The sequence below is a fragment of the Wolbachia endosymbiont strain TRS of Brugia malayi genome, assembly GCF_000008385.1.
Classification (GTDB): Bacteria; Pseudomonadota; Alphaproteobacteria; order Rickettsiales; family Anaplasmataceae; genus Wolbachia.
On record NC_006833.1, the window covers coordinates 963,049 to 983,711 of the forward strand.

17 protein-coding genes are annotated in these 20,663 nt (G+C 34.3%); 10 read left to right on the forward strand and 7 right to left on the reverse strand.

What is annotated here, in order from left to right; translation table 11 throughout:
• The first annotated feature begins 61 nt into the window (after window positions 1-61).
• Window positions 62-1,312 carry a citrate synthase gene (locus tag WBM_RS04520; RefSeq protein ID WP_011256932.1) on the forward strand — a complete coding sequence of 417 codons (1,251 nt, stop codon included), beginning with the start codon at window positions 62-64 and terminating at the stop codon, window positions 1,310-1,312.
• Window positions 1,313-2,131: 819 nt separating this feature from the next.
• On the opposite strand, the gene WBM_RS04525 is transcribed toward WBM_RS04520, so the two are convergent.
• Complete coding sequence (locus WBM_RS04525) at window positions 2,132-3,070, reverse strand: FKBP-type peptidyl-prolyl cis-trans isomerase (protein WP_011256933.1); 939 nt, start codon at window positions 3,068-3,070, stop codon at window positions 2,132-2,134.
• On the reverse strand, window positions 3,063-3,980 hold the full coding sequence (locus WBM_RS04530; protein WP_011256934.1) for a polyprenyl synthetase family protein: 918 nt from the start codon (window positions 3,978-3,980) through the stop codon (window positions 3,063-3,065). Before WBM_RS04530 ends, WBM_RS04525 begins: the two co-directional genes overlap by 8 nt.
• 150 nt (window positions 3,981-4,130) lie before the next feature.
• Here WBM_RS04530 and acpP point away from each other — a divergent pair, with 150 nt between their 5' ends.
• The 4 genes from acpP to thyX all read left to right on the forward strand — a co-directional run bounded on the left by acpP (window position 4,131) and on the right by thyX (window position 7,926).
• The gene (gene acpP, locus WBM_RS04535; RefSeq protein ID WP_011256935.1) at window positions 4,131-4,397 is read left to right on the forward strand and encodes an acyl carrier protein; all 267 of its coding nucleotides are present in this window, start codon (window positions 4,131-4,133) and stop codon (window positions 4,395-4,397) included.
• A 6-nt stretch (window positions 4,398-4,403) separates the two neighbouring features.
• Window positions 4,404-5,672 carry a beta-ketoacyl-ACP synthase II gene (gene fabF / locus WBM_RS04540; protein ID WP_011256936.1) on the forward strand — a complete coding sequence of 423 codons (1,269 nt, stop codon included), beginning with the start codon at window positions 4,404-4,406 and terminating at the stop codon, window positions 5,670-5,672.
• A gap of 97 nt (window positions 5,673-5,769) precedes the next feature.
• Window positions 5,770-7,047, forward strand: a complete 1,278-nt coding sequence (murA, locus tag WBM_RS04545; RefSeq protein WP_011256937.1) for a UDP-N-acetylglucosamine 1-carboxyvinyltransferase — start codon at window positions 5,770-5,772, stop codon at window positions 7,045-7,047.
• A gap of 9 nt (window positions 7,048-7,056) precedes the next feature.
• Window positions 7,057-7,926 carry an FAD-dependent thymidylate synthase gene (gene thyX, locus WBM_RS04550; RefSeq protein ID WP_011256938.1) on the forward strand — a complete coding sequence of 290 codons (870 nt, stop codon included), beginning with the start codon at window positions 7,057-7,059 and terminating at the stop codon, window positions 7,924-7,926.
• Window positions 7,927-7,992: 66 nt separating this feature from the next.
• On the opposite strand, the gene WBM_RS04555 is transcribed toward thyX, so the two are convergent.
• The gene (locus tag WBM_RS04555) at window positions 7,993-10,083 is read right to left on the reverse strand and encodes a collagenase (protein WP_011256939.1); all 2,091 of its coding nucleotides are present in this window, start codon (window positions 10,081-10,083) and stop codon (window positions 7,993-7,995) included.
• Window positions 10,084-11,416: 1,333 nt separating this feature from the next.
• On the opposite strand from WBM_RS04555, the gene WBM_RS04565 reads away from it, so the two are divergent.
• Window positions 11,417-11,701: a hypothetical protein gene (locus WBM_RS04565; protein WP_011256941.1), complete on the forward strand. Its 285-nt coding sequence runs from the start codon at window positions 11,417-11,419 to the stop codon at window positions 11,699-11,701.
• Window positions 11,702-12,594: 893 nt separating this feature from the next.
• On the opposite strand, the gene WBM_RS05850 is transcribed toward WBM_RS04565, so the two are convergent.
• Window positions 12,595-12,759: a hypothetical protein gene (locus tag WBM_RS05850; protein ID WP_158676309.1), complete on the reverse strand. Its 165-nt coding sequence runs from the start codon at window positions 12,757-12,759 to the stop codon at window positions 12,595-12,597.
• Between the two features lie 184 nt (window positions 12,760-12,943).
• On the opposite strand from WBM_RS05850, the gene priA reads away from it, so the two are divergent.
• The 3 genes from priA to WBM_RS06660 all read left to right on the forward strand — a co-directional run bounded on the left by priA (window position 12,944) and on the right by WBM_RS06660 (window position 16,724).
• Window positions 12,944-15,322 (forward strand): replication restart helicase PriA, encoded by a 2,379-nt coding sequence (priA, locus tag WBM_RS04570; RefSeq protein WP_041571508.1) that lies wholly within the window; start codon window positions 12,944-12,946, stop codon window positions 15,320-15,322.
• A 563-nt stretch (window positions 15,323-15,885) separates the two neighbouring features.
• The gene (gene recR / locus WBM_RS04575) at window positions 15,886-16,485 is read left to right on the forward strand and encodes a recombination mediator RecR (protein WP_179943615.1); all 600 of its coding nucleotides are present in this window, start codon (window positions 15,886-15,888) and stop codon (window positions 16,483-16,485) included.
• Window positions 16,486-16,538: 53 nt separating this feature from the next.
• On the forward strand, window positions 16,539-16,724 hold the full coding sequence (locus WBM_RS06660) for a hypothetical protein (RefSeq protein ID WP_225416117.1): 186 nt from the start codon (window positions 16,539-16,541) through the stop codon (window positions 16,722-16,724).
• 1,059 nt (window positions 16,725-17,783) lie between these two features.
• Here the strand turns inward: WBM_RS06660 and WBM_RS05855 are convergent.
• Both WBM_RS05855 and WBM_RS04585 read right to left on the reverse strand, forming a co-directional pair.
• On the reverse strand, window positions 17,784-17,948 hold the full coding sequence (locus tag WBM_RS05855; protein ID WP_158676310.1) for a hypothetical protein: 165 nt from the start codon (window positions 17,946-17,948) through the stop codon (window positions 17,784-17,786).
• Between the two features lie 616 nt (window positions 17,949-18,564).
• Complete coding sequence (locus tag WBM_RS04585) at window positions 18,565-19,836, reverse strand: pyruvate dehydrogenase complex dihydrolipoamide acetyltransferase (RefSeq protein ID WP_011256944.1); 1,272 nt, start codon at window positions 19,834-19,836, stop codon at window positions 18,565-18,567.
• A 244-nt stretch (window positions 19,837-20,080) separates the two neighbouring features.
• Here WBM_RS04585 and WBM_RS06665 point away from each other — a divergent pair, with 244 nt between their 5' ends.
• Complete coding sequence (locus tag WBM_RS06665) at window positions 20,081-20,203, forward strand: hypothetical protein (RefSeq protein WP_233417530.1); 123 nt, start codon at window positions 20,081-20,083, stop codon at window positions 20,201-20,203.
• On the opposite strand, the gene WBM_RS04595 is transcribed toward WBM_RS06665, so the two are convergent.
• On the reverse strand, window positions 20,177-20,605 hold the full coding sequence (locus tag WBM_RS04595) for a WBM0748 family T4SS-associated protein (protein WP_011256945.1): 429 nt from the start codon (window positions 20,603-20,605) through the stop codon (window positions 20,177-20,179). The two genes, WBM_RS06665 and WBM_RS04595, sit on opposite strands and share 27 nt — an antisense overlap.
• Window positions 20,606-20,663: the final 58 nt, after the last annotated feature.

Genomic DNA, 20,663 nt, shown 5'->3' on the forward strand with positions numbered 1-20,663 from the left:
ATTAATGCAAAGTTAACCGTTTAATTTGTATGCTTCACACAAAACTCAAGTAGCTTAAACGATGAATAAAAAAGCGTTATTGGAACTAAGCAATGGATTAAAAATTGAGTTACCCGTATTAAGCGGAACAATGGGTTATGATGTATTAAATATTAAAGATTTATATAAGGTCACAGGGTTACTCACCTACGACCCAGGGTTTGTTTCCACGGCTTCATGTTCTTCCGCAATTACATTCATTGATGGAGATGAAGGAGTTCTTAGATATAGAGGACATGATATAGCTGATTTAGCACAAAGCAATGATTTTACTGCTGTAATTTATTTACTACTCTATGGTAAATTACCTAATCTAGAGCAACACAAAAAATTTTTCCTAAAAATACAAGAATTATCTAAAGTACCAGAGCAGGTTGTAAATGTAATAAAAGCATTTCCAAAAACTGCTCACCCTATGTCAATTTTGATTGCGTGTTTTGCAACTTTGTCAGCACTTTACCATGAGAGATATGGTAACAATGTCAGTAATGAAAACCTAGATTTTGGAATCTCTGCAATAGCGCAGGTTCCTGCAATTATTGCAATGGTTTATAGACATACCAATGACCAGGAATTCATAGATACTGACAATGAATTGAACTATAGTAAAAGCTTCTTAAGGATGATGTTTGGTAATGCTCTTGATAACGATAAAAGCACCCTTTTTGCAAAAGCCTTGGACAAAATATTTACTCTTCATGCTGACCATGAGCAGAATGCGTCAACAGCAGCTGTCAGGGTGGTAGGATCGGCTGGTTCTAATTTATTTGCATGCCTTTCTGCAGGAGTTGCTACACTCTGGGGACCTGTGCATGGCGGAGCTAACGAGTCAGTTATAAATATGTTAAAGGAGATAGAACAAAGCGGAAATGTAGACAAATTTATTGAAAAAGCTAAAGATGATAAAGACCCGTTTAAACTGATGGGATTTGGACATCGTGTCTATAAAAATTACGATCCACGCGCACGCATATTAAAAGATGCTTGTGATGAGATTTTAAACAAACTAGAACAAGATAGTAAACTGCTCAAGATTGCAAAAGAACTTGAAAAAATAGCTTTAAAAGACGAGTATTTTGTTGTGCGTAAGTTATACCCAAATGTTGATTTCTATTCAGGTATAATAATGAATGCTATCAATATTCCTCCAAGTATGTTTACACCTATTTTTGCGCTTGCAAGAACTACTGGTTGGGTTACTCAGTGGTATGAAATGATAAATGATAAAGAAACTAAGATTTGCAGACCAAGGCAGCTTTATGTTGGTAAATAGAGCCTTTATTCGCAGTAGTGGTATAACAGAAAAAACTTTAAGTAAGCACAATTATAAAATTAAAGTAGATTAAAAACGTAGCTATAGAATGACAGAAACGGTGTTTGTAAATAAACATAAAGCCCATTTTACAGGCCTTAAGAACCCTTATATGGGGATGTTTTAGACCTAAAATTTATCCTTAATCTTTATTTAAGTGACAAAAGCACATTATTAAACTAGGTGTGTTATGTTTAATTTTTCTTATATAGACACTCCATGTCTTTATAAATTTTTATCTACGTTAGCTGAATCTCGCTTATTAAGTAATGTAATAAGCGCCAAGTTTTTGAGAGAACAGTAAACAACTCACATTGCATTGTTCTTTTTGTCTTTATTTAAGAATTAGTTCAAAAATCAACTAATCTTCTTTTTTTATAAAGAAATTATTTGAAAAACTTCTGCATTACCCTTATCGTGACGTTATGGATATTTATAATTCCAAGGTTGACTACTTACCAAGCATATAAGACATTAATGTCAAGTTCCTACAAGAGATATCACTAGGGTTTCTTTTGCTTTTTTTCCTGCTTGGTGAGTTCCTTAAACATTTACAGCTAAAGCGATTTAAGAGAGAGATCACTCAAATCTGAGATCCAGAAAAAAGTAGGGTTCACTTCAGTGCGTAACGCTGGAGCCTAAAAAAACCTGGATCACAGTGTTACAAACTTGGATGACAGAAGAAGGAAGTATTGGCATGAAAGCCACCTGGTAGACTCAAACCACAACACTTGTGTAGCCGTATTAGTAAATTTAAAATTTTAGCTATATCCTTAACTATTACTCAACAGTAGAGTGATGTGCTGCTATTTCTTGCTTGTCATCCAAGCTTAAGCTAATTATTGAAACACTTTCTTCGTCAAAATCTATATTTTCAATTAACATATCATCAGTAACGTTCAAAAGTTCCGGCGGAGAAATAATAGTTCTATTATTACCCTCTTTCATTCCTATAACCCCAAGCTCCATAGCAAGTGGTACTTTTTTATTGCCAACCTTAAATTGCACTGTTTGATTCTTGATTATATATTCACCATCATGCCCCATTAAGCTATATTTAACTGATACCCTGTCACCGCACTTTACTTGTTTTCCAGTCTTGTTAATTAATTCGTTAAAAATCATCATACTATTCACTGAGTCAGGATATTTATCTTTTACTTCGATTAATTTAATATAATAAGAATTAAAATTCACTTCATTCTTATTAGCAATATTATTTATCGTAACTACACGCTCTCCACCTTCTTTCATACCTATTACCCCTAAACCCACCTCTCTTTGGTTATCTTGACCTATTACCAAAGTAACATCAGAAGTTTGTTTTGGAAGTGGCAGCGGTGTTGCTAAATTATCAGATATTTTATACATTTGTAATACGACTTCCTGACCGCAGAAAGCTCTACTGCCACTGCCTTCTATAATTTCATAAAAATTTATTGAACCTTTTTCTACTTTTTGCTGTATTATTTCTTTCAAATACTCTATCAGCCCATGCTTTTCAATATAGCGATCAAGCGCTGATTCAAGTATTGGCTTCACCAGATAATATGCTATCGTCTGTACCCAACTACTATGCGCAGCATCTATCTCATAAAGCTTGTCCTTCCTCTCTGGTTTACCTTTATTTATACAAACAACAACAAACACAAATGCAGAAGCTAAAGTGAAAATTATCACTATAGAAATAAGCAATTGTAGTATAATTTTTCTAGTCATCTCTTTTTACTTGATTCAATAAATTATATAAATAATTAGTATCTCCTGAAAGCTCACCCAGATTATCCAAAGCCTGTTTAAAGAGATTATCTATATAGTTTTCTATTTCACTTTTACTAAGCATAGACATCAAATTATTCACTTCATCTTGTTTATAGTCTCTAATATCATCCTTAGCCTGAAAGATAAGCCCTAGATTCACTCCATAGTTATATAACGCTCTACGTTGCTTGTCTGTAGCACTCCCTATTATAGCACCTATTTCACATGAGGCCGCAAATAGTTTTGCGGTTTTCATCAAGTGAATTTCTTTTATTTTACTATCTGGAGTTATCTTAGCACATGACCCCAGAGTCCTGTTCTTATTACATAGCTGTCTGGTGTGCTCATTTATAACTGAACTTTCTGGATCTAAGTAGTCATGGTGCTGGATGACATGGAGCGCCGTTTTAATATCTAAAATCTGTCCCCCTACCATTCCCTTGGCTCCTATTGCTTGAGAGAGCGCTTTTATAATTTCACAGCGCTTATTGCTACCCTCATTTAATGAGGATAATATTTCAAAAGCTAAAGTAAGCAGTGCATCTCCTGCAAGTACTGCTGTTGCTTTGTCAAATCTTTTATGACAGCTTAGCTGGCCTCTGCGAGTATCGCTATTGTCCATACATGGCAAATCATCATGAATCAAAGAATAGGTATGAATACATTCAACTGCCATAGCAATCGATATTACCCTCTCAATCTCAACATTAAATACTTGTGACGAAGCTACAACTAAAAATGGACGTATGTGTTTTGCAGGAGCAAGAAGTACATAACGTACAGCTGATATAAGCCTATTTTGACTATCTTCAGGTAAAATTTTATTTATTTCTGTAATAAGCAAATTTTTTGTTGTTTTATCTAGCATCTTTGAGCTTGTTAATTGCTCAGCGTATGATATTAAAGCATACCTCAGCTGAAGCGGTAAGAAACTGTCATAGCTTATCAGTCATATAAAGATATTGCAAACATAAAAATTTTCTATAATATCAAAGAATAAATTATCTTTTGGTAAAAAATGAATAGTGAACTAGCAAAGAGTACTAGAGAAGATATAGAAGCAAAGATAAAAAAGATTGTATTAGAGCATATTAGCAAGGATGTAGAGAAGTTTAACAACTCCTCAAAGCTTTCAGAACATGGCGCAGATAGTTTAGATGCAGTTGAAATAATTATGGCAGCAGAAGAAGAGTTTGGAATAGAAATCCCTGATGAGGATGCACAAAAAATGGAAACTATGGAACAAATAGTTGAGTATGTCAGTAACAAAAAAAACAATAGTTGATATTAAATGAGCAGAAGAGTAGTAGTTACTGGTATTGGCTTAATTACTCCACTGGCAGCAGATGTTGAAAATACTTGGCTTAAGTTAATAAATGGTAAGTCTGGTATAAAGAAAATCAGTAGATTCGATGCTTCTGACCTTAGCTGCAAAGTTGCAGGGCAAGTCCCTTTACAACATGACAACATTGAGCATTGTTTTAACCCATTGAATTACATCTCTGAGAAAGATCTAAAAAGAACAGATCGCTTTATTCATTACGGTATTGCAGCTGCCATTCAGGCAGTAGATGATTCACTAATTTTGGAAAATCAAAGCATTAACCGAGAACGTATTGGTGTGGCCATTGGCTCTGGCATAGGTGGTCTTCCATCAATTCAGGAAAATGTAATTATCATGCAGGAAAAGGGACCCAGACGTGTTAGTCCATTTTTTGTTCCTGCAAGCTTAATAAATTTAATATCTGGCCATGTTTCTATCAAATATGAATTTACAGGTCCAAATGATTCAGCAGTAACTGCATGTGCAACAGGTGCACACGCAATCATAAACTCAGCAAGAGCTATAAAACTTGGTGAAGCAGACGTGATGATTGCAGGTGGATCAGAAAGTGCATTGTGTAGAGTTGGAATTGCAGGTTTTGCATCTATGAAGGCATTATCAACTAAATTTAACGATAAACCTAAAGAAGCTTCAAGACCGTGGAATGAAGGACGCGATGGATTTGTCATGGGGGAAGGAGCAGGTATATTAGTGCTAGAAGAATATGAACATGCAAAAAAAAGAGGTGCAAAAATATATGCAGAACTCACTGGATATGGGCTAACAGGAGATGCATATCATATTACAGCACCACATTTAGAAGGAAGAGGTGCATTAAAAGCAATGCAACTCGCCTTAAAAAGTGCACAAATAAATCCAAATCAAATCGGGTATATCAATGCACATGGAACTTCAACACCTCTTGGAGATAAAATTGAAGTAATAGCGATAAAACAATTATTCGATGACTATGCCTATAAAATACCAATTTCTTCAACTAAATCTTCTATAGGACATTTACTTGGTGCTGCAGGAAGTGTTGAAGCAATATTTAGCATTCTTGTGTTAAACAATGGAATTGTTCCGCCAACTTTAAATTTACATAAACCTTCAGAAGGATGTGATTTAAATTTTATACCGCTTAAAGCTCAAGAGCATGAAATTCAATATGCGCTTTCCAATTCGTTTGGTTTTGGTGGTACTAATGCATCACTTGTTTTTGGAAAGTGTAGTTGATTTCATATCTTGTAGAGCATAAGTTATTTTACTATTATGTGATTTGTCTTTTACTGTCGATTTACTATACTTATTCAGCAAGATCCAGTTTTATTGAATGCATAAAATATTAGTAAGGAGTAACTATAAACCCTTGGTTGGACAAATCAAGATTAATGGTTCGAAGAATGCTATTTTGCCAATAATGGCAGCTAGCCTCTTGAGTAGTTCTTCAGTAGTTCTACATAATGTACCTGATCTAATTGATGTGCACCTGATGTCTGAATTGCTTGAAGGTCTTGGAGCAAAAGTAAACTTTATGCACAACAAAGATCACAAAGCAAATCATACTTTGGAAACTGATTGCAGTAACATCAACAATTACGCGATACAGTATGAAACTGCAAGCAAACTACGAGCTTCTTTTCTAATGTTGGGCCCAATGCTTAGTAGATTTGGCAAAGCGAGAACAGCTTTTCCTGGTGGATGCAATATCGGAAAGCGTCCCGTTGATATGCATATCAAAGCGTTAGAAGAAATGGGAGCTAAAATTGAAATTGATGGCTATAATATAATTGCAACAGTGAAAGGAAAGCTACAAGGAAGAAAAATCACACTTGAGAAAATAAGCGTCGGTGCAACAGAAAATATAATAATGGCAGCAACACTTGCAGAAGGAGTAACAACAATAAATAATGCTGCAACTGAGCCAGAAATTCTTGATTTAATAGAGTTTCTAAAGAAAATAGGTGCTGATATTAAAATCAATAATACGAAGGTTATAATAACAGGAGTTAAAAAATTAAATGGGTGTATCCACAAAATAATATCAGATCGAATAGAAGCCGGTACGTATGCATTAGCTGCTATCATAACTAACGGTAAGCTGGTGTTGGAAGGAATCAATCTATCTGACATCAGATGTATTGCAAATGAGTTGGAAGCTATAGGAGCTATGGTTGAACTGTACGACGGAAGCATTGTCATTTCCAGAAAAAATGGTTCTATTAAGTCTACTAATGTTGCAACAGATCCATACCCCAACTTCCCCAGTGATATGCAACCACAACTGATGTCCGCAATGTGCATCGCTGACGGGATATCAGTAATTGAAGAAAACATTTTTGAAAATAGGTTTTCACATGCAGATGAATTAAGAAAGTTAGGTGCTAATATTAGCATTAAGAAAAACAAAGCTGCTATAAATGGAATAAAAAGCTTATCTGGAGCTAATCTATATGCTACTGACTTAAGATCAACTGCAGCTTTAGTGCTTGCTTCTTTAGTAGCCAGTGGAGAAACCACAATAAATAACTCACATCATTTATGGAGAGGGTATGAAGCAATGCACGAAAAACTTAATTCATGCGGGGCCGATATCTCTATTTCACCTTGAGGACATTTTATGAATGAAGAACGTTATTCAACCAAGAGAATCACAGTAAAAGAGATAGATGAAATTCTATATGAGGAACACAGGGTACTAGATCATGGGTTTATTCGAGTAGTGGATTATATGGGCTCTGATAGCGCCATAGTACAAGCTGCTCGTGTTTCTTATGGCAAAGGAACAAAACAGATAAATCAAGACGAAGTACTTATAAAGTATTTAATGAGATATCATCATACAACTCCATTTGAAATGTGTGAAATTAAGTTTCATGTGAAACTTCCAATTTTTATTGCAAGACAATGGATAAGGCATAGAACTGCAAACGTAAATGAATATTCTGCAAGGTATTCAATCCTTGATCATGAATTCTATATACCAGAACCAGAGCAAGTTGCAAAACAATCCGATAATAATAAACAAGGTAGTGGTGAAGCTTTTGACTTGGATATCTCAAAGGAAATAATAGATTCTCTAATAAATGACTCTAATTTGGTGTATTCTCATTACAACAAATTTATTGAACAAGGACTTACAAGAGAAATTGCCAGGACTAACTTAACACTTAATTATTACACGCAATTTTATTGGAAGGTAGATCTACATAACCTTCTTCATTTTTTAAAGCTTAGAGCTGATAAGCGTGCCCAACATGAAATTAGAGTCTATGCAGAAGTTATATTGGATATAGTAAAGAAGTGGGTACCACTAGTCCACAGCGCCTTTGTTGAATACTGTTTAGAATCAGCCTGCATTTCAAGAACTGGCCTTGGGATAATTCGCAAATTAATTAGAGGAGAAAATGTTACTAGAGAAGAAAGCAATATTGGTAAAAGAGAATGGGAAGAGCTGATGTTTATACTTGATAAACAACCTGAAAGATAAAAGCATGTGCACTAATTTTTTCTGTTAGTTAATTTTCGTCCACCAGATCACATCTTACCCTTCACATCACATTAACTCATCACTTTTGTAGAACATTTCATTGAAATCACTTATAGTTCCAAAATCCTGATCTTTGATAAACAGATGATTATTTGTAACATAAGCTTCAGAAAGAGTAATTGGCTTTCCATCAAGCTTAGAATCTTGTATATAAATTTTATTATACAGAGCTATCATTTGATCATAATTGTATTTTCCAGTAGTATACTGACTACTTAAGTTTTGATAAAAATTATCTATATCTTGATCTTGAACCTGTAGCACCGCCTTATATTTACCAGTTTCAATAAATTCACCTGTCTTTATTTTCAAGGGGTGTTGTAGATAATCTACTTCATTATCCTCCATACTGTCTATAACGCTTGCTATGACGGCTTCTTCTTGTTTATTTTTATCATCTTCTTCTAGCGATCCTTTATCCCTATTTCTTTCCTCATTAGCAGGTTGTTCAGTCTGACTCTCTTGCATATCTGATTCATTTTCATGCCTTAAATGCCCTTCGCCGTTTAACTGAATCTTGACCCAATCTTTAAACTCCTGATTATAGCCCTTCAGCTTAGTTAGAAAATCCTCAAATAATTTATTATCTTGAGGTCTATTTGTACTGTGCATAGAAAGGCTTTTCAAAAAACTATCAAGGAGATCTGGATGTTTATGCTCAAGAAATTTTATTACCTGCTCTGCTTTTGAATAGTAATAATCTCCTTGGTTATTATTACGTAATATCTCGTCAGGTTTTAGAAACTTGCGTTGTATCGTAGAAAGAGCTTCAATATCCTCACGATCATTGACGTGCTTACCGTTTTCCACGCTTGCCATATAGTTAGCAACTCCTTCATGCATAGCTTTAGACAAAACATCGCCCGTACCATAATAAGAATTAATAATAGTCAAAGCGTGCCCCAACTCGTGCTTTAAAGTTTTACATGAGTAATCAAATTGATCCTGTAAGTAAAAATAAACATGAATTTCCGAACCGCGACCTTGGAGTGTTAAACCAGAGTGATCTTTAGCATCAATGTTCAACTCCTTAAGGTAATCTTCATAGTTGCTCCTTGTATTAAATACGAAAATGTTGACCTTACTTGGTATATTGTGCCAAGGCTGAGAATTATTAATGCCAAATGCTGAGTCAAAATCTCTTATGGCACCCTTGACAGTGTCTTTTATATTACTCAGCTTGTCCTGATTTAATTCTTTATTATCATACTTTATGTTTATTTGAAGCTTATGTTCGCTGAGGGTAATAACTTCACTGTCTGGTACAAGATCTGCGGCAACTTTATTACCACCTCCTACATCCATCCACTCCTTAAATTCTCTCTCAATTCCTGAATTATTTAAAAGCTGCTTGAACCTCAACACTGCTTGTTCTTTACCAGAAGATATTTCAGTAAGCAGTTGTTTTATGAATTGAGGATGTTTTTCTTGCAAGAACGTTACTAAGCAATCTGCCATTCTATAACCATTAGCCATATTAGCTATTTTATAAGGTGTGTTGTATCCCGATTCTTGCATCTCATCGTATGTCTCTTTTATATAGTGCATATCATGAGTACTCTTCTTCTTAGCTGCATCATAACTCCACATAAAAAGCTTCACACCAGTACGTAAGACTTCAGGTACTTCATTCAAATTGCCAGTAGCGTACTCAAGAAATGCATCACTCATCTTTTCCATTAAAATTTTAGACTTCGCACAAAATAAACCATTTACATCTCCAATAATGAAAGTCTTTGCTATTGTACCGTCAGCTTCATGTGCCCTTACCGTTCCACCACCCCATAGTTCATTATGGTCTTTGCCACCTGAAAGCTCCTTTATGTAAGCTTTATAATCGTCATAACTTTTCAGCACATAAAGTTGCAATTTCACTGGGCCGCTATTATAGTTTTTCTGTGAATAGAAATTCTCAGACCAAGCCTCATAAGTATCTTTTACAATTTGCTTTATATAATCAGGCGTATAGCTTATTAGTCCACCATATCTCACTTCTACTATAAGCTCATTGCTTATCACTACATCCTCTTTATTTGGAAACAGTTTTTCAATCAGCATTTGTGATTTATCATGCCCAAAATTTGTTTTGAATGCCATATTTACCTCTTAAAAACTTTTACTATAAATAAGCTTTAAAAAAGATCTATTAATTATGGGTTCAATTCTTGATTGACTCACTTATTACCATTTCCTTTTGCACAATTAGATAACTCTATAGACAATTGATCAACACTAAAAAGCTGATTCTTAGTGTTAAAATATTTAGCATAACTGTCAGAATTAAATTCAGATATTGGTAGAAACCAATTTTAAGTTCAGGGTAAGAACTCTTGTTAAGCACAAAAAACAAGTTTTCAAATCAACCAGCATATTACTACCAGGACTAACGAAATTAAAATATTTATCGCCTTCCAATCCTTCATGTGTCGATATTCCACTATATAGTATTTACTCGAATCAAGAATGACTTCCCTCCGCCACGTTGTAAAATTACTGCTGAACGTCCATCAACTATATCATAACCTTTTACCACTTTAAATAAGGTAATATACCTCTTTCTATAAACCCTTTTACTTCCTCATTCTTTCAATCTAACTCTTTTTCCGCTTGTTTTTCTCTCTTACCAAATTCACCTTCTTTCTTAGCATTTTCATTTTGTATCTGCAAAAATATATCTCTTGTATGGTTAAGCCATTTGCATTGCTTAGAAAGTTATCTAGCACATTTGATGCAATGGGTGACAATTCGCCCTGATCATTACATGCTTTTTCCTTTGTCTTATATTGATGATTGGGATTGTAGATTACAGCCAGAGGGTAAAATCCATAATCTACAATTGGCGTTCCATCAGATGATAGTTCTATTGAAAATCCGTTATGATCGAGTGGAAGATTGGAAACTAAATATCTATCATATCACCTCTGATGCATAGCTCACTTCCACCACTGTGTCCGCTATATCTACTATAGTAGATATAAAAATTTTCATAATTAAAATCTAAGTAGTCATTTAGATTATCAAATTGAACTGTATTGCCAAGCTTTTCACGTAAAAGATTTTTGTTCTCATTTGTAAGCTTTACACGCACAGAAAAATAATACCGGTCTTAAGTTCGCCTTTTTCTACTTGAAAGTTCAAAGTAATTGTACCGTTAATCATCAGTAATCCCCACAAATCGTATAAATTTATCAACTACCTTATTTATCAATTATAAGGTGTGTACTACAAAAAATATGTTAAACATTAAGATTTTTTCTATATCCAGACAAGGCAACTACAATTTGTGATTTCAGCGCATAACACTAAAATCCAGAAAAAACATGTTTAGGTTGCTATGTGAACGATATTAACGGTCGTTATACAACTTGTACAGCAGCTCCACTACAATATTTGTTTACTGCTTGTCTGTAGGTATCCTACACACCACCTAATGTTACCTGCAACTCCTGACAACAGCACAGCAGTCGCAATCATTCCGATAGCGGCAATTTTAGGCATAATCCCTATTGCAACTAGCGTAGCTCCTATAGCACCAAACAATAATGCTAAGCCTATTGTCCATCCCCCCGAAAAAGTTCTAGAAGGTTGTTGTTTTTGTGAAGAAATTATGCTTGTGTACTATAAGACAGTTGCTAGGTGCTTTGTTTTCTGTGCAAATTATTATTACTTTCATCACTTGCAGACGTTTTTTGAAATGGAGTTGTACTACCTGTGAACATTTGTGAATCACTATCTATTGATTATTCCTGTTATATAATAGTCTTACTTGTAATCGATTGTTCCAAAATTTGTTCATCATTATTTACATTTTTATCTATTTTTGATTGAAATGACTCTTAAGCACTACACTATAACCTACATTATCAATTGTTGTTTCCAAAGTTGGATCTGGATCTTGATAGTAAGTTATAGTAGCAGTAGATACTTCAGGTTTACCTTTTATCGTTCTTTTTACCAGCTTTTTCTTTTCTATTTTATAAATATTAAACTGATCAGAAAAACTGAAGGCTAATCTATCTTTAAATACCTACTCAAAATCGTTCACAAAGCTGTTTTTATACATACAATGTGCTGTTCTACTACCTGGACTGTACATATCCACAATTCTTATTGTAGTTTTTTGTTTTCTCGAAACTATTAACCTTTTCGTTAGTGAGATACATTATACTTTTAGCTATCGCGGGATCGGTACTGCTAACTAAACTTCTAATATACTCTTTCATCTACTACTATGACTCTAATATAAAATCTCTCACGTCCGTATTCATTATCTATAACAGAACCTATTGTTGTTCTTCCAATTCTATTGTCTAATAACTATGGAACAGTAGATAACCTTTATATGCTTCTCGCACATCCTTATCATTTAAAAGTACTGTTGCCCTTTCTACATGTTATCTAAGCTTCTTTTCTGATACTTATTGAGATACCTTTTACTAAAGTTACCGTGATCACAATTATAACATTTTATCACCATTTCCACATATCGAGATGCATCAAGCAAATATGAACTCCTACTATGCAGTTCAACAGTCGATACTGCATTTTGACTTACTGTATTTGGGCAAAAGGCATGTTCATAAGCTTTGTTTCTAGCTTTCTCAAATGTTAACCACCTTCAACAACAGGTATTCCCCTTATTTTCATTTCATTTTTCGGTAACAATTGGTCATTTGTAAAAGCAAGTGCTGAAAAAAGCGTCCAAGCATTGGTACCATGAGCAGCAAAAGTTCTCTTATCAATAAGGTATTTTCTTTTAAAATTCTCATTCATTTTAAACAACTGCTTTTCCAATTAGATTGGTCTTCTGTTCTTCATAAAGTTCTTATGAAGTTCAGAAAATCCTATTAGTTTCTGTACATGAGACCCTTGCATATTTACCATCTTAGCTAAATAAATTTATATATACTAGTTTAACAAACCAATCCACAAAAATCAACTCAAAACTCTTAAAACAATGCTAAACTCAATTGCTATGGCAAGAACAGTTAATGTACTACTACCACTCCCAATTGACCAATTGTTTTCATATGCAGTTAAGGAAAATACTGACGTTTCAGTTGGAGATTATGTGGTGGTGCCATTTGGCAAAAAACGCTTGATCGGAATAGTTTGGAAGTATAGTAACAAGAACGATCAAGAATTAAAATTCATTGAGCAAAAGATCAATCTACCAAATATTAGACTAAAATTAATTGCATTTGCAGAGTGGGTTGCACAGTACAATGTAATATCTATTGGTATGCTTGCAAAAGTAATAATGGGAGGAGTGTTAAAAGTAAATCACCTAGATAAGCTAGTTCATGTTGAACAAGAGCAGGAAGTAAGTGAGATAAATTACCAACTAAACCCCGAACAGCAGATAGCCAGCAATAAAATAATAAGCAATTTGAATGAGTATTCAGTGACTTTGCTTGACGGTGAGACAGGATCTGGAAAAACGGAAGTTTATCTCTCTGTAATTGCACAATTGATTAAGAACTATAGCAGTACACCTGCCACTCCAAATGCTGCTCGGACTTTATCATTTCAGTGCCCAGATACACAACTGTACAAACATTGCAATTTGGGTCCACCAGTAGGGTATCATCCCAGTACTCTAATATTGGGATCCAGCTTTCCACGCAATCTCATCAAAAACGTTCATTTTAACGTAAGAGCAGCCACTCCCATACCTAGTTTACAAACAAAATTTCTGGATTCCAGTGTTAGCTACTTACATGACATCTTTATGTTTAAGGCAAAACCCACTATAATATTCAACACATTGTCTTCGCCAAGTGCTGGAATGACACCAAAATATGTCGAAACGGCATCAAACAAAGGTAGTATACAAGTTTTAATCCTCCTACCTGAAATTGTTTTAACTTCACAATTGGTAAATCGTATTCGTAGTCAAACATCAAGAAACTTAGCTGAATGGCACTCAGGACTCACTCTAAAAACTCGCAGAAACAATTGGCTCAATACAGCAAATGGAAATGCGCAGATAATTATTGGTGCACGATCAGCACTTTTTTTGCCCTATAAAAACCTAAAATTGATCATCGTTGATGAAGAGCACGATTCATCTTTCAAACAAGAGCAGGGAACTATATATAATGCCCGGGATATGGCAATAATCTTGGCCAAAATCGAAAACATTCCAATAATTTTATCTTCAGCAACTCCATTACTTGAAACTATTTATCATGTTAAAAATGGAAATTACAACTATGTAAAGCTAGCTAAGCGATTCGGTGGCGCAGAATTGCCACTCATTAAAGTAGTGGATACAAGAAACAATAAGCAATGGATTTCCAATGAGCTTTTTGAAGGAATAAAACAGACCATAGAGAAAAAACAGCAGGTTATGCTTTTTTTAAACCGCAGAGGGTATGCACAACTTGCAGTTTGTAAAAAGTGTGGATATAAAATTCCCTGCTCGAACTGCGCTGTTTGGCTCGTATACCACAAGAAAAAAAATGCTCTTTTGTGTCATCATTGTTCTTACCAATTAAAACTTCCAGAGAAATGTTCTAATTGCCAAAGTAAACAGTCATTGTTTCTTTATGGCATAGGAATTGAAAGGTTACTTGAAGAAACAGTCAAGTTAATACCAAACGCAAAAACTGCGATTATAAGTAGCGATCAGAAGTCGGTTAGTAACGTTATTGACTTAGTGTTGAAGGAAGAGTTAAACATTATAATTGGCACGCAGATAATTGCTAAAGGGCACAACTTCCCTAAATTAACTTTGGTTGGTGTGATAAATGCAGATTTGAGTCTTGAAAATGCTGATCTAAGAGCAGCAGAAAAGACGTATCAGTTATTACATCAAGTTGCAGGAAGGTCTGGAAGGTTTAATGAAAAAGGAATGGTAATAGTGCAAACCAATCATCCTGAAAGTTCAGTAATAAAAGCATTGCAGCATCAAAAAAGGGACTCATTTTATGAAATCGAACTTGAGTCAAGGTACAAAGCTAAAATGCCTCCATTTAGTAGACTAATCGCACTTATAATTTGCGGTAAGAATCAGATTGCAACACAAAAAGCAGCAAATGAGATAGCGAGCTTCTTGCATAATCAATGTTTAAGCAAAAAGCTCCCGTCCTCTTCTTCTTTGTCATTCCAGTGCTTGACCCTAAAATCTAGAAAAAAAGAATTTGAAATTCTTGGTCCATCACCGGCAGCAATAAGTTTCTTAAATAATAAGTACCGGTATAGGGTATTGCTAAAAATATATAATAAACATAGTCTATCCGTACAAAAAAAGCTGAAATATTGGATTAAAAATTGTAACTTAAGTCCGAATATTATAGTAACAATAGATGTTGATCCTATAAGTTTTTTTTAATGATCACTTAAAACTAGATTACCTATAGCTAACCCAAGCAAGGTCTTCCTACATCATACTGCGGTTCATTCACGGTATTGTAAGTTAAAAGACTGAACAGCATCTCGGCCGCTAATGTGTAGCAGAACGGTGGTTGTCAGTAAACACTTCAGTTACAAATATTAAGAAATTTACCAAAAGGCAAAAAAACCCAGTGGTGCTGGTTTTGACCCTATAATAATTTAAATTGGCGCTGTAATAATTTGCTGACGCTTAGTCTAAGCGCAATTCGGCTGAATGCAGAAAAAATTCAAAAGACATGCAGACACTATAACTTGACATAATTCGCCAAAAAATACCTCAAGTCTTTTACTGAACTCACGCAGATCAAAAATAAGTTGTGAGTCAGAAATACCCTTATTATTATTATAATGAGGCTTTAAATATGCAGAAGTAATTTTCTCCGTTGGAGTAAAAAATTTTTTTTATAGTTAACCAAAGTAAGATCAAGAGAGATTTACCACTTTCTCTATAAAGGGTTTGATGTTACCATTTACGAACTATACTAAACTTATTGAATGAACATTAACATAAAGAATTTAGTTCATGCTTTTTCCAAATTGCCAAGTCTAGGGCCATCATCATCAAGAAGGTTAGTTATACACTTACTCCAAAACAAGGAGAAAGTCATGCTACCTCTTGCATCTTCGATTAAAGAGCTGGCAGATCTTATAATAGAGTGTAAGGTTTGCGGAAATCTAGATACTCAATCACCTTGTTCTATTTGTACCAACCCAAAGCGTGACACTAAGCTAATGTGCGTAGTAGAAGAATTAGGCGACTTATGGGCATTTGAAAAAGGAAGTATATATTCAGGTATGTACCATGTTTTGGGCGGTAGATTATCAGCAATAAATGGCATAGGTCCAGAAAAACTCAACCTTGATAATATTCCTAAAAGAGTCACAGAGTTTAAAATTGAAGAGGTCATTATCGCAATTAATCCAACATTGGAGGGCCAAGTTACCGTACAGTATATAATTGAATCGCTAAAAAATTTAGATGTGAAAGTATCACGCCTTGCTTGTGGTATACCAATGGGTGGCGAAATTGATTACCTAGATGAAGGAACGTTAAAAGCAGCACTTACTTCAAGACAAGAATATGAGTCGAATATAAAATAGGACATGTACTTAAAAAACTTATATCGCTAATAACCTTCAGAAGAAAAGAAACAGTGCTACCACTCAAGGTGGTGGATTGGGAAAATGACTACCTAAACTATAAGCACTTTTCAGGTAAATTCAACACTATAATAAAAACAACTGGCCAGTTTTTTACAATAATATCTTTAGAAGGATATGCAGATGGGGCAAGACATTTTTTTGAAAGAGTGGGTAAAAGAGTTAAAGCAACAAAATGAAATTGCAGCTTATTGTAGCGCATGGAACACCAATGCATCGGACTAATCACTGCCTTCTTTTTTAAATCTTCTATTCGAAGACTTATTCGCGCCATATGAAGTAAAAAGAAGTGTTATATAACATTTCAAGAACATAAAACAAGAGCTATTTTCTTTAAACACACTAGAAAAGCTAATCAGTAAATCTCCACTTGCTATGCTTTCCATATTGCTTGACCCTACAAAAGAGGCCGATAGAAAAGACATTAGCTCTATACTGAGAGAGTTGAGTATTCTTCAGAGAGAAGAGAAGAAACATTAAGGATTTAAAACACAATTAGCAAGAGTAGTTAATAGAATTAGGAAAGACAAAAACACCTACATAATGGTGGACAACCTTGATATATTCCATCATAAAGGTATTGCTGATTTTCTGGAATCTATAAAGTACATGCTTAACACAGAGAAGGACTTGTTCTCATTATTTCTGTCAGTAGAGATAAGAGTAATGTATATAAGGCTATTAACACAATACTTGGTAAAATTTTGATCTGAGATCTTTTATTGATCTCTTTTTACACTTATCAAAACAACCGATAAAAATTTTACATAAGAACTATTTTAAAATATAAAGTTACCGAAAAATTAAAAAGTTTAATTATAAACAATTTTATATTTTATATAGAAAGTCTACCGCTATTGTTAGAAACAATAAAACACTGCGTAAAAAAAATAAAACTATGTCTTTTAAACTATATAAAGGAAGAATCGCCCGCCCCAAATTTGTTTTCGTTTCTGATAACACTATAATCAATAGGTATCAACGTATATGAGGGACTGGATTACTCATATCAGAAGGCATTAGAAAAAATTGAAAATGAATATAGACCTGCAGTGTTGAACTACATAAATAGCCAGGAAGAATGGGAAAAGCTTAAAACCTTTTTTAAGGCTGCTTTTAAAGAGAAAGGCTCAGAGGCCACAAGCTCATGAAGCAAATATAAGGAACATTCTGTTTTGAAAGTACCCCTGCCTTTGTGCACCAAAAACAGGGGTAACATTTAGTAACCACGGTCACCTTCATTTAGAAACTTCTGACAAAAGCTCTTGTTTATGTGTAGTACTAGATTGCTCTTTATTCATATTGTTAAACAAATTAATCTTCTCTTTTACAGGTATTAAATTTGCACTTGAAGAATTTTTTGATTTCTGAGCAGTATTAGTATTTTTAATAACCTGCTGCATTGTTGGACTAAACCCTCTAACATTGTGCTATCCACTATTTTACCGCTGTCACTAAAAGCGATTGTCGATACTCTACTTCCCTGTAGTTTCAAAGTATGGAGTAGAGCCATTCACCCCTTCAATAACATGCCACAAACAATATTTAACGACACATTTATATGTTTAAATTGTTTACTAAAACTCTTATTCTGAGCATCCTGCTCAAAAATGGAGTAGAGCCATTCACCCCTTCAATAACATGCCACAAACAATATTTAACGACACATTTATATGTTTAAATTGTTTACTAAAACTCTTATTCTGAGCATCCTGCTCAAAAATTGCTTTTATTCCAGCAAATCTAGCTTGATAAGATTTTGGGAGAACAGGTGGAGTAATCTTTCCAAGTTTTATTACTTTTTCTAACTCATTCTACGACTATAACTCAGTTTCTGGCGCTCTTGCGCGGTACCTGCGGAGCAATCATACCTTATTGAGTTAACCTTTCCTTTGTTTTTAGGAAAAACTTTTAGATTATTTTTTTCTACTGTAGTAGTCATTTTTTTACCTCTAAGCCTATCAACCAATAGAATTATAAACTTAAAGATATTAATTTTATAATAACAATGCCGATAGACTAAATATTTACTCTAGCTTCAATAAGCATTGCCAGAGGATTCTCTATATAATGTTTAAAGGCGTTTAAAAATTTTGCTCCTAACACCCCGTCAACTGCTCTGTGGTCAACAGAAAGCGTTACTGTTATTATCTCTACTATCTCTATTTTTTCATCGATAACAATAGGCTGCTTTTTAGATGTACCAATAGCCATAATGCAAGACTGTGGTGGATTGATTATAGCACTAAAAGTTTTTATACTGAACATTCCTAAGTTGGAGATAGTAAATCCGCCTCCTTGAAATTCTTCTGGTCCCAATTTTCCAGACCTCGCTCTGATTACTAGATCTTTCACTTCTTTTGATATAGACAAAATACCTTTTTCATCAGCATTTTTCACTATAGGAGTAATGAGTCCATCTTCAAGTGCTACAGCGATTGAAATATCTATATTTGCATACCTCAGTATTTTATTATCTATCCACGAAGAATTTATATCAGGAAATTTTTTCATGCTGAAAGCCACAGCTTTTATAATTAAGTCATTAATTGTTACTTTATTGTTTTTATCTGCTGAGTTAATCTCATTTTTGAGCGATATTAGCTTATCAACTTGGCACTCCACAGTTAAGTAAAAATGTGGAATATTCTGTTTAGCCTCAATGAGGCGTTGCGCTATCACTTGGCGCATGTTACTTACTTCAAGTATAGTATCTTCATCCGATCTTTCACGATTTTTAATTTGTACACCACTATCTAAAAACCCCAGTACATCAGCTTTAATAATACGGCCATATGGCCCAGTACCCTTTAACCGTCTAACATTGATCCCTTCATTCTGAGCTATTTTTTTAGCTAATGGGCTTACTTTTATCCTACTTTCTGTTGTCTTAGTACCCTCTTCCTTCTTAGATTCCTGTGTCAAGCACTGAGATGACATCGAAGGGTTGGATGATACTGAAGAGGTGGTTACAACTTTCTCCTTAACCTCAATATTGACAGCAGGAACTGAAACATAGTTATCAATCGCACTTTTGTCTTCCCCTTCTTCTAGCATTAGAGCTATCAGCTGATTAACAGGCACGCCGCTTGTTCCTTCCGACACTAAAATTTTCGCTAAAACCCCTCTATCTACAGATTCAAACTCCATTATGGCTTTATCAGTCTCTATTTCAGCAATTACATCACCTACTTCAACTCTATCTTGCTCTTTCTTACACCACTTCACAATCTTTCCCCCAGTTTTACTCATCGTTGGAGAAAGAGCAGGCATTAATATTTCTATAGGCATTTATTATAAGTTTAAAATCTATTCAATTTTTAATTTACTCTTTATCTTGTGTTTGTGTCAATCTAATCGTAAATTATGATGAACAAATTTACCATAAGGTCTGTGACATCAATGAAGACTGTGGGTGGACAAAAATTAGTCTACTTAGCGATAAGCGCTATGCGATGATAAAAGAAAATATTCATGAATATCAAAACAGAGTACAGGCAGTAAGATTACTATGAAAACAGATGAGTCTGTTATAATGAGAATAAAAAAGTACAGTAAAGAATGGTGCCTGCTATCCTCTTCAAAAAGTAAAGCTTGGGTACAAAAAAAGCATATATATGGATTGATTAGGTTAAAAAAGGATCTTGACTGGCAGTAGTTCCTGAATCTTCTGTAGCATGCTCCTTGTATGAAGTAGAAGGTTCTTTACACTCCGGAAAGTTACTCTCCTGTACAGAGTATTACATTGCCCACAGAAACTTCTTAACGTCTCTTCAGCAGATGAATTTAAAATTTGTATAATAGACCTTTCACTTTGTTCTTTTGGTGATTGATCAATCCTAGAAATCAACCCAGAAACCCTACTATCTTCTTTTTCAGCTTCACTTTTTATTTTACTTTTTATACTTGCAATGTTACCTTGGTCGATTTCCTTTTTTGTTATATTGAATGAACTTGCAATACCTTGATACTTGATCTTGCAATCGCCACTACCAACTATACAAAGAGTAATAGAGTCAGATAGCTCACTTGCAGCCTGCTTACGTATGGCGTAAGCCAAATAATTATCATGGTATTCAACGTTAAATTGTTATTCTATTAACTTAGAAATTTTACTT